At 52.7% G+C, this 15312-nt stretch carries 11 protein-coding genes; 7 read left to right on the top strand and 4 right to left on the bottom strand.

Annotation, left to right across the window (positions count from 1 at the left end; translation table 11 throughout):
- Nucleotides 1-3 precede the first annotated feature (3 nt).
- The 7 genes from kduI to ypfJ all read left to right on the top strand — a co-directional run bounded on the left by kduI (nucleotide 4) and on the right by ypfJ (nucleotide 10502).
- Entirely contained in the window at nucleotides 4-834 is an 831-nt protein-coding gene (gene kduI, locus GS398_RS19880) for a 5-dehydro-4-deoxy-D-glucuronate isomerase (RefSeq protein WP_202406147.1), read from the top strand.
- Between the two features lie 290 nt (nucleotides 835-1124).
- Nucleotides 1125-2804, top strand: coding sequence for a glycoside hydrolase family 28 protein (locus GS398_RS19875; protein ID WP_160908567.1), 1680 nt, complete (start codon nucleotides 1125-1127; stop codon nucleotides 2802-2804).
- Between the two features lie 20 nt (nucleotides 2805-2824).
- Complete coding sequence (locus GS398_RS19870; protein ID WP_160908566.1) at nucleotides 2825-4738, top strand: glycoside hydrolase family 88/105 protein; 1914 nt, start codon at nucleotides 2825-2827, stop codon at nucleotides 4736-4738.
- 9 nt (nucleotides 4739-4747) lie between these two features.
- On the top strand, nucleotides 4748-6259 hold the full coding sequence (locus tag GS398_RS19865) for a tagaturonate reductase (protein WP_160908565.1): 1512 nt from the start codon (nucleotides 4748-4750) through the stop codon (nucleotides 6257-6259).
- A 143-nt stretch (nucleotides 6260-6402) separates the two neighbouring features.
- On the top strand, nucleotides 6403-8055 hold the full coding sequence (locus GS398_RS19860) for a UxaA family hydrolase (protein WP_160908564.1): 1653 nt from the start codon (nucleotides 6403-6405) through the stop codon (nucleotides 8053-8055).
- A gap of 61 nt (nucleotides 8056-8116) precedes the next feature.
- Nucleotides 8117-9523, top strand: a complete 1407-nt coding sequence (gene uxaC / locus GS398_RS19855; RefSeq protein ID WP_160908563.1) for a glucuronate isomerase — start codon at nucleotides 8117-8119, stop codon at nucleotides 9521-9523.
- A 151-nt stretch (nucleotides 9524-9674) separates the two neighbouring features.
- On the top strand, nucleotides 9675-10502 hold the full coding sequence (gene ypfJ, locus GS398_RS19850) for a KPN_02809 family neutral zinc metallopeptidase (protein WP_160908562.1): 828 nt from the start codon (nucleotides 9675-9677) through the stop codon (nucleotides 10500-10502).
- Between the two features lie 39 nt (nucleotides 10503-10541).
- Here ypfJ and GS398_RS19845 read toward each other — a convergent pair whose 3' ends face one another.
- The 4 genes from GS398_RS19845 to GS398_RS19830 are packed head-to-tail and all read right to left on the bottom strand — an operon-like array spanning nucleotide 10542 to nucleotide 15283.
- Entirely contained in the window at nucleotides 10542-10838 is a 297-nt protein-coding gene (locus GS398_RS19845; protein WP_160908561.1) for an ATP-dependent Clp protease adaptor ClpS, read from the bottom strand.
- 52 nt (nucleotides 10839-10890) lie between these two features.
- Complete coding sequence (locus GS398_RS19840) at nucleotides 10891-11766, bottom strand: SDR family oxidoreductase (RefSeq protein WP_160908560.1); 876 nt, start codon at nucleotides 11764-11766, stop codon at nucleotides 10891-10893.
- A gap of 17 nt (nucleotides 11767-11783) precedes the next feature.
- Nucleotides 11784-12557, bottom strand: coding sequence for an enoyl-CoA hydratase/isomerase family protein (locus tag GS398_RS19835; protein WP_160908559.1), 774 nt, complete (start codon nucleotides 12555-12557; stop codon nucleotides 11784-11786).
- Nucleotides 12558-12565: 8 nt separating this feature from the next.
- Nucleotides 12566-15283, bottom strand: coding sequence for a carboxypeptidase regulatory-like domain-containing protein (locus GS398_RS19830; RefSeq protein WP_237488261.1), 2718 nt, complete (start codon nucleotides 15281-15283; stop codon nucleotides 12566-12568).
- Nucleotides 15284-15312: the final 29 nt, after the last annotated feature.

Below are 15312 nucleotides of genomic sequence, written 5' to 3'. Positions count from 1 at the left end.
ATAATGAACCAACGCTACGCCCAGAGCCCGAAAGAGGTGAGTGGCCTAAATACCGCCGATCTCCGCGCGAATTTCCTGCTCGAGGACCTGATGCAGGATGACCAGTTCAATTTTACGTACTCGCATTACGACCGCGCCATTGTGGGCAGTGTGGTGCCGGTAGCTGGGGAGCTCGAATTGCCTAATTACGAGAACCTGCGCGCCGAGTATTTCCTCGAGCGCCGCGAGCTCGGCATCATCAACGTAGGCGGCGCCGGCGCCATAAATATAGATGGCACCACTTACGAAGTGAATAAGCTGGATGCCGTATATGCAGGGAAAGGATCCAGGAAAGTTACCTTTAAAAGTGTGTCTGCAAGTGAGCCTGCCAGGTTTTACCTCTATTCCGTGCCGGCACATAAGGAATTCCCGCATCAGCTGATCAAAAAGGAAGCGGCATTGCCTGTCACCATCGGCAGCGGCGATACCGCTAACGAGCGTACCATTTACAAGTACATTCACCTGGAGGGTGCAAAAAGCTGCCAGCTGGTAATGGGACTCACCATTTTAAGTAAGGGAAGCGTTTGGAACACCATGCCTTCGCACGTGCACGATCGCCGCATGGAAGCTTATTTTTATTTTGATGTACCTGAGGGCCAGGTGGTATTCCATTTTATGGGGCAACCGCAGGAAACACGCCACCTGGTGGTGCAAAATAACCAGGCGATCATCTCACCGCCATGGTCTATCCATTCCGGCGGCGGAACTTCCAACTACGGTTTCATCTGGTCGATGTGCGGGGAAAACCTCGTATACGCTGACATGGACCCGGTAGCGATCAAAGATTTAAGGTAACCGGTAAAAGGTACAAGCGTTTAAGCGGAGAGCCGAAAGCACAAAGCGACTGCCAACACAAGTTAACAGTCGCTTTGCTTTCGGCTCTCCGCTTTGTGCTGTATGGATCGCTAAGGTTTTCCGGGAACGATTGCGTGAATATTTTTGGGTCAAAACGGTTTTTTTAAGCGTAAACTGTTTAAAATTGCCAGTCAGGATGGCTAACCAAACGAGGCTGACAAGCTTATTCCGACACTTTTAACCGTGCCGCAACGTTCAATATTGATCTAAGTTCTAATAATCTGCCGGCAATGAAATCCAGGATAACAACAATCATTTTATTTTTATTAACAGGTACTACAGGCGCCGGGTTTTATGTGTCCGCACAGCCTGCGGCGTCTAAAACTTATTCGTTTAAAGCGCTTCCGGTGGTAAAAACGACACTGTTCAGGAAGGATACCCTCAGCATCCTGAAATACGGGGCAAAGGCCGACGGGATCACGCTCAATACGGGCGCCATTAATTCCGCGATCAGCGATTGCAGTAAAAAAGGCGGCGGTGTGGTGGTGCTTCCCCGGGGGTTGTGGCTTACCGGCCCCATCGTACTCAAAAGCAACGTGAACCTTCACCTGAAGGAAGGCGCTTTGCTCCAGTTTACAAAAGACTTCGATCAGTACCCTATCGTGGCCGCCAACTGGGAAGGATTGCCGCAGATGCGTAATCAATCGCCCATATCGGCCACGGGGCAAACCAACATCGCCATCACCGGCAAAGGGATCATCGACGGGAACGGTGACGCCTGGCGGCAGGTGAAGAAAGACAAGCTTACCGAATCGCAATGGAAAACGCTGGTAGCTTCGGGAGGCCTGGTAAGCGCCGATCAGCGTACCTGGTACCCGTCACAGAAGTCGTTCCAGGGCTCGCAAATGAAGAATCCCGGTGCGATCTCCCCGGAAAAAACACCGGAGTTCTACAATTCAATAAAAGATTTTCTCCGTCCCAACCTCCTGCTGCTTACCAGCTGCAAAAAGGTGTTGCTCGAGGGAGTGACTTTCCAGAATTCGCCCGCCTGGTGCCTGCATCCGCTCATGTGCGAAGACCTCACCGTACGGAACCTCACTGTTCGCAATCCATGGTATGCGCAGAATGGAGACGGGATCGACCTGGAATCGTGCAAAAACGTATTGATAGAAGGAAGTTCTTTTGATGTGGGCGACGACGGGATCTGTATTAAATCCGGGCGCGACGAAGAAGGTCGTAAACGTGCCATGCCTACTGAAAATGTGATCGTTCGTAATTGTACCGTTTACCATGCGCATGGCGGATTTGTGATCGGCAGCGAAATGTCGGGCGGCGCTCGGAACATCTTTGTTTCAAACTGCGCGTTTATCGGGACAGACATCGGCCTTCGTTTTAAAACCACGCGCGGCAGGGGCGGGATAGTGGAAAAAATTCACATTAAAGACATCACCATGAGGGACATTCCGGCAGAGGCCATCCTGTTCGATATGTATTACATGGCGCAGGACCCGGTTGCCCTCAACGGCGAAAAACGCGACGCTCCTAAGGTGCAGCTCTTCCCGGTAACGGAGGCCACCCCGGTGTTCAGGGATTTCCACATCAGTAACGTGGTATGCAACGGCGCAGAGAAAGCGATCTTTGTACGCGGTCTGCCTGAAATGAGCATCTCCGATATCTACCTCGATAACATAACCATCCAGTCGAAAACAGGCATCGATATCCAGGAAGCAAAAGGTATTTTCCTTAAAAATGTAAAGGTGGCGCCTACGGAGACCGAGCCGGTGGTAAGCCTGCTTAATTCGAATACCGTTACCATCGACGGCCTGAGTTACCCGCAAGGCGCCGCACTGCTTTTTAGCGTGAAGGGAGAAAAAAGCGACAATATTAAAGTGATTAACACGGATACCGGGCAGGCGAAATCGAAGATCACCTATACTTCCGGCGCCACCGCGAAATCAGGTAACCTGTAATGACCATAATTAACCAACCGATGAAAAGATTATTAACACTCGCGCTCCTGGTAACGGGCAGCGGGTTTTCTTATGCCCAATCCCTCTCGGAAAAGATGGCGGCTACCGTGATGGATATCTGGAAGGACTCCTTGGTATTTACGCCCGGCAAAACCGTCAAATGGTCGTACGACCAGGGAGTGATCCTGGAAGGGATCGACGGCATCTGGAAACGCACTGCCAACCCGGAGTATTTCCGTTATATCCAGCACTCTATGGATCATTATGTGGATAAAGAGGGAAATATCGCAAGTTATAAACAGGAAGATTTTAACATCGACAACGTAAAGAACGGCCGCTCGCTGATCACGCTTTATAAAGTAACCGGCCAGGAGAAGTACCTGAAAGCGGCAAACACCCTTTGGGAACAACTGAAAAAGCAGCCGCGCACCAACGAGGGCGGGTTCTGGCATAAAAAGGTCTATCCTTACCAGATGTGGCTCGACGGCCTGTATATGGGCGAGCCCTTTTACGCGGAATACGCCGCGCTGACAAAAAACGATTTCGTATTTGACGACATCGCCAACCAGTTCATCTACATGGAAAAGCATGCCCGCGATCCGAAAACAGGCCTGCTGTACCATGGCTGGGATGAATCGAAAGCACAGCAATGGGCGGATAAAACGACCGGTAACTCGCCCAACTTCTGGGGCAGGGCCATGGGCTGGTACGGCATGGCGCTGGTGGATGTGCTCGACTACTTCCCCGCTGAGCATCCGAAAAGAAAAGACCTTATCGACATATTGACCCGTTTAACCGCCGCCATTAAAAGTGTGCAGGAGGTAAAAAGCGGCCTTTGGTACGACGTGCTGGATAAACCCACCGGCAAAGGAAACTACCATGAAGCGTCGGCTGCCTGCATGTTCGTATACACCGTTTCCAAGGGCGTACGCAAAGGCTACCTGCCGGCATCGGCATTTCCCATCGCACAAAAAGGATATGCGGGCATCAACAAAGAGTTTATCGAAGTACGCGGCCCCGGTAAGGTGAACCTGAAAGGTACCGTAAGCGTTTCGGGCCTTGGCGGGAACCCTTACCGCGACGGAAGCTACGAATATTACATGAGGGAGAAGGTGATCACCAACGATCCAAAAGGCGTGGGCGCACTGATCCTTGCCTCCAACGAGATGGAGCTGGCCGCCACGCCAAAAACAGGAAAAGGCGTTCGGGTAGCGCTCGACTCTTATTTTAACAACGAAGTACACAAGGAGCCGGCTACGGGCAATTCCGAGCCTTTCCATTACCTGTGGGAAGAACGTGATAACAATGGATATGATTTCCTGGCGCAAGCGTTCACCCAAACAGGTGCCTCCTTGTTCACCCGCCACAATGCGCCTGATGCAGCCAACCTGAAATGGACCGACATCTACCTCATTGTAGACCCCGACACGGAAAAAGAATCGCCAAAGCCGAACTTCGTTGAGCCTGCACATACAAAAGCGATCGCCGATTGGGTAAATGCAGGGGGAGTGCTCGTACTGCTTGGCAATGATGCGGGCAACGCAGAATTTACCCATTTTAACCAGCTGGCCGAAACCTTCGGCATTCACTTTAATGAAGACAGCAAGAATAAAGTGACCGGCAGCGAGTTCGAAATGGGCGCGATCGCTATCCCGGCCGGTAACCCGGTCTTTACCTCCGCCAGGAAAGTGTACATCAAGGAATTTTCCTCCCTCCGCTTAAGCGGCACCGCCAAAGCAGCGCTTACCCATAAAGGCGATGTGGTTGCCGCTACCGCAAAATATGGCAAAGGTACGGTAATCGCCGTCGGTGATCCCTGGTTCTATAACGAATATGTAGACGGCCGGAAACTGCCGGCAAGCTTCGAAAATTATAAGGCAGCAAACGACTTCGCCAAATGGCTGGTGAAGCAGGTGGCGCCGAAAACAAAATAACAGAGATAGATGATCCTTTCACGTGAGTCCCTGGGACGGGTAAAAACACAGCATTTAGTCCCGCAAGAATCGTTATTCCAGCTGCCTGAAAAAGTGCTGCAGTTTGGCACCGGAGTTTTATTAAGAGGCTTGCCTGATTATTTTATCGATAAAGCTAACCGCCAGGGGATCTTTAATGGCCGGATCGTGGTGGTTAAGTCGACCGGTACCGGTGGCGCGTCCGGGTTTGACGACCAGGACGGCCTTTTTACACACGCCATTAAGGGTATCGAGAACAACGAGAAGGTAGACGAGATCATGATCAACGCGTCCATCAGCCGGGTGCTTGCCGCATCGGGCGACTGGCAAGCGATCCTGGCCTGCGCGAAAAACCCGGAAATGAAAGTGGTGATCTCCAATACCACCGAAGTAGGCATCCAGTTGCTGGATACCGACCGCGTTGGTGACCAGCCGCCGCGCTCATTCCCGGGTAAGCTGCTCGCCTTCCTCGCGGCCCGTTACGAGGCCTTCCACGGAAGTGAGGAAAGCGGCATGGTGATCGTGCCGACCGAGCTCATCATCGATAACGGGAAAAAGCTGAAAGACATTGTGACCAGGCTGGCCGTACTGAACGGACTCCCCGACGGATTCATGCAATGGCTAGATAAACACATTGTTTTTTGTAATTCCTTAGTAGACAGGATCGTACCGGGTAAGCCCGACGGGGCTACCATCGATACGCTGGAAAGGGAGCTGGGTTACCGCGACGACCTCGTGATCGTTTCCGAGGCATATCGCCTATGGGCGATAGAAGGCGGTGAAAAAGTACGCGAAACGCTCGCCTTCTCCCAGGCCGATCCCGGTGTGGTGATCGCGCCGGATATCGAGATCTTCCGGGAGCTGAAGCTGCGCATGCTGAACGGCACACATACCCTCAGCTGTGGTATCGCTTTCCTCGCGGGATTCGATACCGTGAAAAATGCCATGGACAATGAGGCGATGGCTGCTTTCGTTTCCAGCCTGATGCTGCAGGAGATCGCACCTGCTATTCCTTACCAGGTGAACGAACAGGAGGCGAAGGGTTTTGCCGCAAAGGTGCTCGACCGGTTCAGGAACCCCCATATCGAACACCTGTGGCTGGCCATTACCGCCCAGTTTTCGGCAAAATTGAAAATGCGGGTGCTGCCGGTATTACTTAACCATTACAAGCACTCGGAAGAAGTGCCCGAACATATTGCCGCAGGCTTCGCTGCGTACCTGTTGTTCATGAAATCGGAACAGGAAAACGGCGACCAGTACTTCGGTTCGGCCAACGGCCGGGAGTACCGCATTACCGACGACCAGGCGGCCGTGCTATCACAAGCCTGGAAGCATGCCGGCCCCGGGGAGATCGCCGCGAAAGTATTGTCGGACCGGGCTTTATGGGATACCGATCTTACGTTGTTGCCGGGCTTTGAAGCGTCTGTAACCCGTAAAATGCTAACTATGATGACTAAAGGGATAATATCAGTGCTAAATGACCTTAAATCGGTTGTAGCATAATAGGTGAGGAATGCAGTATATTTAGCGCTGGTTAGGGTGGGACGTCCGGCGTTCTATGTTGTAAGTCCGCGGGCTTAGCTGTGCCACGGGTAAGCATCCAGGCTTTAAACGTCCAACCTAAAGCGCCTAGTAAAACCAAGGAGATGAAGCAGAAAGTGTTAAAAGTTCATAAGGACGATAATGTGATAGTTGCCTTAACTAACCTTGAGGCAGGTGAGCAAGTGAGCTACGAGGGGAAACAATACATTCTCCCCGAATTTGTTGAAGCGAAACATAAGTTTGCGGCGGTTCCCTTACCCGCTGGTACCGAGATCATCATGTACGGCGTATTGGTGGGGAAATCCGAAACGGATATCGCCGAAGGTGGCTTGTTATCCATCAGGAACGTCAAACACGCCGCCAGCGATTTTATCACGGGTGAGCGCCATACCAGCTGGCAGATGCCCGATGTATCGAAATGGGCGGGGCGCACCTTTAACGGCTACCACCGTGCCGACGGATCCGTGGGGACCGGCAATTACTGGCTGGTGATACCGATGGTGTTTTGTGAGAACCGTAACCTGCAGGTGCTCCAGGAAGCCCTGGTGACCCAACTTGGTTATGGCCGCAACAAGAAATACGAAAACCAGGCACGCGCGCTTATCGATATGTACAAATCAGGAAGCGGCATAGAAGAGATCCTGTATACCGAGATCGATTCCCCGGATACCATTCCGGCCAAAGACCGGCTTTTCCCGAATATCGATGGCATTAAGTTCCTTACCCATGCCGGCGGATGCGGCGGTACACGCCAGGACGCGCAGGCATTATGCGGGCTTTTGGCAGGATATATCACGCATCCCAATGTGGCGGGCGCTACCGTGCTGAGCCTTGGCTGCCAGAACGCGCAGGTATCTATACTCGAAGAAGAGATCGCTAAACGCGACCCGGCTTTCAGCAAACCGCTGTACATTCTCGATCAGCAGAAGACAGGAACGGAAGCCGAGCTGCTTTCCCAGGCCATTAAACAAACCTTTGCCGGCTTGATCCGGGCAAATGAAAATACACGTAAACCTGCCCCGCTGAGCAAGATCTGTATCGGGCTGGAATGCGGCGGGTCCGACGGGTTCTCCGGGATCTCTGCCAACCCGGCGATCGGGTACACGTCCGATCTGCTCATCGCCCTTGGCGGATCGGTGATCCTGGCCGAGTTCCCCGAGCTTTGCGGCGTAGAACAAAACCTGAGCGACCGCTGTGTGGATACCGAAAGCGCCGACCGGTTCAGGTATCTCATGAAAACGTATAATGAGCGCGCAATGGCGGTAGGTTCGGGTTTTGATATGAACCCCTCACCGGGAAATATCAAGGACGGGCTGATCACCGATGCCATTAAATCGGCCGGCGCCGCTAAAAAGGGGGGAACCTCCCCCGTAACGGCTATCCTCGACTACCCCGAAAAAGTAACCAAACCCGGTTTGAACCTGTTGTGTACACCCGGGAACGACGTGGAATCGACTACCGCAGAGGTAGCCTCGGGCGCAAACGTGGTGCTGTTCACTACGGGTCTCGGCACACCCACCGGCAACCCGATCACACCGGTGGTAAAACTGTCGAGCAATACGAAATTATATAACAAGATGAACGATATCATCGACCTGGATACGGGATCGATCATTGAAGGCGATGAGACCATCGAACAGGCCGGGGAACGGATCCTGGATTATGTGATAGGTGTTGCCAGCGGCGAAATACAGGTGGCTTCGGTACGGCACGGACAGGACGATTTTATCCCCTGGAAACGCGGCGTCTCACTATAGCAGAACGTTATTCGGGCTTCGAACCTCCAACTTCCAACCAGCATTAAAAGAAAAGTATTACATGAAAGCATTCCTAGATGACAATTTTTTGCTGCAAAACGCGACAGCAGAAAGGCTTTACCATTATTTTGCCAAGTCGATGCCTATCATTGATTACCACAACCACCTGATCCCGGAGCAGATTGCAAAAGACATCAATTTCGAAAATATGAGCCAGGTTTGGCTTGCCGGCGATCACTATAAGTGGCGCGCCATGCGCACGAACGGTGTAGACGAAGCCTATATTACCGGTTCGAAAACCGATTTCGAGAAGTTCCAGAAATGGGCGGAGACGGTTCCCTATACCATGCGTAACCCGCTGTACCACTGGACGCACCTCGAGCTGAGGCGTTATTTCGGGGTAAACGATATCCTTTCGGGAAGAAACGCAAAGGCGGTGTACGACGAGTGTTCGTCGCGGCTGCATACCCGCGATTATTCTGTGCGCGGCCTGCTCCGCAAGATGAACGTAGAGGCCGTTTGTACGACCGACGATCCCATCGACACGCTGGAACATCACCAGGCCGTGGCGGCCGATAACTGTGACATCCTGGTACTTCCGGCGTTTCGTCCCGATAAGGCGATGAACGCAGACGACCTCCCCGGGCTTAACGTATATATCGATAAGGTGAGCGAAGTGACCGGCGTAACCATCACCGACATCGACAGCTACCTGGACGCGCTTAAATTGCGTCACGATTACTTCGCCAGGAATGGTTGTAAAGTATCCGATCACGGGCTGGAGCAAATCTACGCGGAAGACTACACCGATGAAGAAGTACGGGAGATCTTTGCAAAGATCCGCAATGGCCAGTCCCTGTCATATACCGAAGTGCTGAAGTTCAAGTCGGCTATGCTGATCCATTTCGCTACCTGGGACCATGAAAAAGGCTGGGTTCAGCAATATCACCTCGGTGCGCTGCGCAACAATAATGCAAGGATGCTGCGTACGCTGGGTCCTGATACCGGCTGGGACTCTATCGGCGACTTTAGCCAGGCACGCCAGCTTTCGAAATTCCTGAACCGGCTTGACAATAGCGACCAGCTGGCAAAAACCATCATATACAACCTCAACCCGGCTGATAATGAGCTGATGGCTACCATGATCGGCAACTTCAACGACGGCTCCGTGGCCGGCAAGATCCAGTATGGCTCCGGTTGGTGGTTCCTCGATCAGAAAGACGGCATGGAGAGCCAGCTGAACGTACTTTCGAACATGGGCCTGGTAAGCCGGATGGTAGGGATGCTTACGGATTCAAGGAGCTTCCTGTCTTTCCCGCGGCATGAATATTTCCGCCGCATCCTTTGTAATCTTTTTGGAAGGGATGTAGAGAACGGCGAATTGCCCGGAGATATCGCATGGCTTGGCAAGATCATCGAAGATATCTGCTATAATAACGCTAAGGATTATTTTGGGTTTGGGAAGTAGCAGTTGTCAGTAGTCAGTATCCGGTAGTCAGTTCCTATCACCTTGTAAGCGCTGCTAACTAGGGATAGGAACTGATTACTGATCACTCATAACTGGGCGCCCCAAACAAGTTTCCTTTTCCCCTGTTGAACCACCATAAAACCAGTAAACTATGCGTTGGTTAGGAAACGGCAGTGGCAATATTGAAGACCGCAGGAGCGGTGGGGGCGGTAAATTTGCATTGGGCGGCGGCGCTGCCGTGATCGCCCTCATTCTTGGATTGATCTTTGGAAAAGATCCCGGCCAGATCATGGAGCAGATACAGGGCTCCGGCACCGAACAGGCTGAAGCAAGCGCCCCAGTAATAGACAAGGAATACCAGTTCGTGTCGCAGGTGCTTGGTTACACGGAAGAGGTATGGACAGAGATCTTCCGTGAAAATGGCTCGGCGTACGAAAAGCCGACGGTGGTACTGTTCCGCAATTCTACCCAGGCGGCCTGCGGGTTTGCCAGCTCCGCTACCGGCCCGTTCTATTGCCCCGCCGATTCGAAGGTGTACCTCGATTATTCTTTTTTTAACGAACTATCTGAACGTTTTGGCGCCGGCGGCGATTTCGCCAATGCGTATGTGATCGCACATGAAGTGGGTCACCACGTGCAGCACCTGATGGGTACCACGGACAAGGTCGACGCCCTGCGCAGTCGATTAAGCGAAACTGAGTACAACAAGCTTTCGGTGAAACTCGAGCTGCAGGCTGATTTTTATGCCGGCGTGTGGGCGCATCATGCGCAGCAAAAGTGGAACATTCTCGAAGCCGGCGATATCGAAGAAGCGCTGAATGCGGCTAATGCCATCGGCGACGATCGCCTGCAAAAACAATCCGGCGGGCAGGTAACCCCGGACTCGTTTACCCATGGTACTTCCGCACAACGCGTCTACTGGTTCAGGAAGGGGTTTGAAACTGGCGACATTAAGCAAGGGGATACGTTCAGGGAATAGCGCGTGGGTGTAAAACAGGCAGTTTAGCATGCCGGCATGTTAGTCCACCGATACCGTTAATCCCTCTTGCTGGAGGATTTTCCGGTACACTTCCAGCTCGGTAAATGATCCCTCGAGGATATCGCACTTTCCTTCGTTATGTACTTTCCAGGCGATCTTTTCACCCTGGCTCTCGCTGTAGTCGAGGTATTTGACCATACAATAGATCACATGATCGAAAGTATTCACGTCATCGTTCCATAAAATAAGGCGATGGGTGGTTTTTAACGCCGAAAGAATCTCTTCTATAGTTAATGTTTGTTCTTCTACCTGGGTATCGGCAAAGCGGGTGTTCATAACACAAAAATAAGGGAAATAACAGGAAAGTAAAGTGTTGATAAAGTAAAGGTTAACTTTTCGCGGCTCTTGTCATCTTTTCCAATCCGTCCCATAGTTCGTCGGGGATCGCTTCCAGCCCGTTGAACTGGCCTGCGCCCTGCAGCCATTCACCACCGTCGATGGTGATCACTTCCCCGTTCACGTAACCGGAAAAGTCGGATACCAGGAAAGCCGCCAGGTTGGCCAGTTCCTGGTGCTCGCCGGTGCGTTTAAGAGGTACCCGGTGTTTAAAGTCGAACTGTTTTGCCATATCGCCGGGCAGCAGCCGTTCCCATGCGCCTTTAGTGGGAAAGGGGCCGGGTGCGATGGCATTGGTGCGGATGCCGTATTTGCCCCATTCAACGGCCAGCGACCTGGTTAACGCCAATACGCCGCCTTTGGCGCAGGCCGAAGGTACCACATACCCCGACCCGGTAAAAGCGTAGGTAGTGATAATGTTCAGGATAGTCCCGGGCTGTTTAGCCGCTATCCAATGTTTGCCGGTGGCGAGCGTACAGTTGGCGGTGCCTTTCAGCACGATATCGATAATGGCGCCGAAGGCATTGGCCGACAGCCGCTCCGTAGGCGATATAAAGTTACCTGCCGCGTTGTTTACCAGGGCGTGTATGGTGCCGAATTGTTCGAGCGTTTTGGCGATTACCTGTTGTACCTGATCATAATCCCGTACATCACAGGCAAGGGGAAGTACTTTTCCGCCGGTTGCCTGCTCCATTTCGGCGGCCGCTTTTACGAGCACGTCGAGTTTTCGGCTGGTGATCACCAGATTGGCGCCCAACTCAAGGAAATAAGTGCCCATCGACCTGCCGAGACCTGTGCCGCCGCCGGTAATAATGATCGTTCTTCCCTGCAAAGCGTTGTCGCGCAGCATACCTGTAATGGGTTCCATAACGTGTGGTTTATCAGTTAGCTTCCGGGCGCCTTCTGGCGAAGGTTCCCGATAATGGTTTGCAGGATTGACCGGGTATTAGGCGACCACCATTGCCTGAGCATGATATCGAGCATGGCCGACTGATCGGCGGAGATCTTTTCGACCAGTTCCCGCCGGATATTTATTTTGCTTTGCTGCCAGGTGACGGCATTGAGCTGGATATATTTTTTCATTTGCCGTTCGGCGGAAGTGAGGATCGTGCCTTCGGGCACCAGCTCATCTACGAGGCCGGCCTGCAGCGCTTCCTCCGGCTTCATCAGCTTGCCTTCGAGCAGGAAACGTGAAGCGCGCCCCGAACCGATCCAGAACGCATATAGCTGGAAAATGCTTTCCGGGACGATAATCCCCACGGGCACTTCATTAAGCCCGATAATATACTTGCCATCCACCATGATGCGGTAGTCACTGCAAATAGCCAGCACACATCCGCCGGCTGGCGCGTGCCCGTTAATGGCCGCTACAAAGGGCTTCCTGAACATAACCAGCATGCGGGTAAGCTCCAGGAAACTGCTCCAGAAGTCTTTAATCTGTACTTCGTTATAATCGTAAAGCTCGATCAGGTCGAGCCCGGCGGAAAAGAAGTTCTCTTTGCCCGTGAGAATCACGCCCAGCACCTGGTCGTCCTGTTCGATGGCCCTGAAGATGGTGTTAAGCTCGCTGCACATTTCGGCGTTTAGGGCGTTGGAGCGGCCGCGGTCTAATGTTACTATCGCAACCTTGTCGCGCTGTGTTACCCGGATGGTGTTCATTGCGATGCTTATTTTACGGTGTAATAGAGCACTTTGCGGCCCAGCTTACCATCCTGGCTTAACCCTTCCACTACCGTGCGATAGGTGCCGGCTCCGTCGGAGGTGTAAAATTCAAGTTTCGCTTTGCCCTCGTTGGTCACTACATGCGGGTTCCAATAGATGGTGGACCGCACATCCGGAAGGCGGGTGTTCGTCTCCGGGTTCTCATAATTGGGCGAGTAAAACGCGCGGCCCAGGTAATAGCCGAGCGGCGAATAGCTGGTAATACCCGGTGCGAACTTGGTATAGTCGAGGTTTGAGCCGCCGCGTTTGGTAGTGATAATGAGTACGCCCCCGCCGCCGTTTATCCCATAAATGGCGGTGTTGCCCGCGCTTTTTAGTACCTCGATGGTTTCCACATCATTCGGGTTGATGATCGAAAGCATATCAGGCTGCTGGTATATGCCATCTACTATCAGCTGCATAGGCACCGGGCCCTGGAACGAGCTGTTCATCGCCCGGGTAAGGTAGGCGATACCGTTCTGGATGATCAGCCCCGCTACCCGTCCCTGCAGGCATTGCGCAAGCGTCTGGCAGGTCTGCAGCTGTTCGGCTTTAATAATGGCATCGGCGTTGCCCGCGCCATTGAGGTTGCTGGAATTTGTTACCGGCTTTTTCTTTTCAGATACCTTTACCTCGTTTAACACGATGGAGCGCCGCAGCATCCCGTTTTTACGCATTTCGGCAAACTCATCGTTCCGGCTTTTCAGGTAGGTGAGCATCAGCGGCGTTACATTTACCTGGATATCAGCGGCGTTTTTATTTTTAGTAACCAGCTGCGGCGGGATCCTGTCGAGGTCGATGTCTACATTTTTGCGGTTCTTCGCGTCGCGCGCCTGGATCACGAAGTTGGTTTTACCGGTAAAGGCAAGGTCTTTGAAGTGGAACTTTCCTTCGGCATCAGTTAAGGTATCCAGCAGCATGCCATCGCCGGAGGTACTGAATACCGTCACTTTTCCGCCTGCAAGCGGTTTGCCGTTGGTGGAGGTTACCCGGCCGCTAATGCTGATCCCCTGTTCGGGCATAAAAGTGATGTTGGGATACACGTTCGCCAGGATGTTCTTCCAGGTAAAGCGGCGCCATCCCTGGATCAGCATCAGGTTATCGAGGTGCTTGTCTTTTTCGGCTACCGGTTCCATAAAGTAATAGTTGGGTTCTTCGACGTACCCGCGGATGTCGGAGGTAAGCAGCAGGTCGGAGAAGATGGTGTTTTCTTTGGCCTCTTCCACCGGTACACGGGTAGCATTGGTTACCGCCACCGAAAAGCTGCTGATCACGGGCTTGCCGTCGGGCCCTTTTACGTCGAGGTCCATGGTCACTTTTTCCCGGCGTGCATAAGCGGGTTTATTAGCGGCAAGGCCGATGCTGAGCTGGTCGTTGCCACGGATAAATACGAGTCGTTCTGCCAGCGGCAGGTTGGCGGCAGAGAACAGGGTGAACTGAACGATCCCCGCCTGGAACCGGCTCTTCGGGATCTTCGCGGTAAGCACCGGTGTACTCAGCATGGATTTCGATACATATTTTACTACGCCGTTGCTTTGGGCTACGAGCGTCACTTCTTTTTCCGCCAGCTTACTGCGGCTGGCCGAGATGCGTACGCCCAGGTTTTCGGGGTCGATCGTGTTCACACTAAGCACGTATCCTTCACTTACGGCCCGCGGCAGGGGGACCTTTTTTTCCGAGCCGTCCGGGAACCTGACATTGGCGGTATAGGTATTACCGGCTACCGGGGTAAGTGTAAAAACCCCCATACCGGCATGTTCGGTTTTGATCTCGGCCACGGTTTCGTTGTTTTTGTCGGTGATCGTCCCGCCGATCACGATGCCTAACCCGTCGGGCCCCGCCGCTTTAAAGCCAACCCGCGAGCGCACGCTGTCCACCAGCTGTCCCCCTTCGGGGAAGAATTGTACATCCGCTTTATCAGAGGTGGACTTTACCTGTACCGTTTTATTAACGAGGTTCTTTTCGTCCATTTTCAGGTGAGTATTGATCTTGCCGGCTTTTAGGAGGAACGGCTGGTTGTTTACGAACGATACTTTCAGGTCGCCGTTGGCATCGGTGGTGCCCGTGCCGCGGGAAATACTGCGGAGATCGAGCTCTACCTCGTAGGTTACGATTTTATTCGCTACCGGCTTACCTCCCAGGTCGGTATAATTGATGGTAGCGTCTACTTTTTCATTGTTACCAATTTTGGTGAAAGTATAGTCCGCCTTTGTGAGAATCGTGTTCGAGAACACGTTGCCAATGCTTATCGTCTTGTCGAAATAGTACTCTTCCCCGAAGTTACGCATCCAGGTGGTATATGCACGAATGCGGTAGCTGCCTTCGCGCAGGCTGTCGGAGAGGCTGAAATCTCCCCAACCCAGGCCGCCCGCTATGAGCGGCAGCCGCAGCGACTGCTTGATCGAGTCTTTATCATTGATCAGGTCGACGTAGAGGATCTTGCTGAGCCCGGTGATGTGGTTCTTTTCCGCATCAACCACGTAGGCCTTGAACCAGATCGTGTCGCCGATGGAATAGTAAGGCTTATCGAGGTGCAGGTGCACTTTCTCCTGCGGGAAGTCTACCCGGAATTTCTCGAGCCTGGAAAGCAGCGTCTTCAGCGGCTCGTCTTCGCGCAGGGCGAACCCGAGCGTAAGCAGCGAGAGCGACACCACTGCCACGAGGGTATATTTTAGCTTCATCATAATAAATAATATGGTCTTCTTAAAAGAAG

Origin of the sequence: Hufsiella ginkgonis, assembly GCF_009834915.1 — a bacterium.
Taxonomy (GTDB): domain Bacteria; phylum Bacteroidota; class Bacteroidia; order Sphingobacteriales; family Sphingobacteriaceae; genus Hufsiella; species Hufsiella ginkgonis.
This window is presented reverse-complemented; position numbering and strand designations above follow the sequence as displayed.

Excerpts from the sequence above, each read along its gene's own strand:
- kduI (WP_202406147.1), top strand. The coding sequence starts at position 4 with ATGAACCAACGCTACGCCCAGAGCCCGAAAGAGGTGAGTGGCCTAAAT.
- GS398_RS19875 (WP_160908567.1), top strand. The coding sequence starts at position 1,125 with ATGAAATCCAGGATAACAACAATCATTTTATTTTTATTAACAGGTACT.
- GS398_RS19870 (WP_160908566.1), top strand. The coding sequence starts at position 2,825 with ATGAAAAGATTATTAACACTCGCGCTCCTGGTAACGGGCAGCGGGTTT.
- GS398_RS19865 (WP_160908565.1), top strand. The coding sequence starts at position 4,748 with ATGATCCTTTCACGTGAGTCCCTGGGACGGGTAAAAACACAGCATTTA.
- GS398_RS19860 (WP_160908564.1), top strand. The coding sequence starts at position 6,403 with ATGAAGCAGAAAGTGTTAAAAGTTCATAAGGACGATAATGTGATAGTT.
- uxaC (WP_160908563.1), top strand. The coding sequence starts at position 8,117 with ATGAAAGCATTCCTAGATGACAATTTTTTGCTGCAAAACGCGACAGCA.
- ypfJ (WP_160908562.1), top strand. The coding sequence starts at position 9,675 with ATGCGTTGGTTAGGAAACGGCAGTGGCAATATTGAAGACCGCAGGAGC.
- GS398_RS19845 (WP_160908561.1), bottom strand. The coding sequence starts at position 10,838 with ATGAACACCCGCTTTGCCGATACCCAGGTAGAAGAACAAACATTAACT.
- GS398_RS19840 (WP_160908560.1), bottom strand. The coding sequence starts at position 11,766 with ATGGAACCCATTACAGGTATGCTGCGCGACAACGCTTTGCAGGGAAGA.
- GS398_RS19835 (WP_160908559.1), bottom strand. The coding sequence starts at position 12,557 with ATGAACACCATCCGGGTAACACAGCGCGACAAGGTTGCGATAGTAACA.
- GS398_RS19830 (WP_237488261.1), bottom strand. The coding sequence starts at position 15,283 with ATGATGAAGCTAAAATATACCCTCGTGGCAGTGGTGTCGCTCTCGCTG.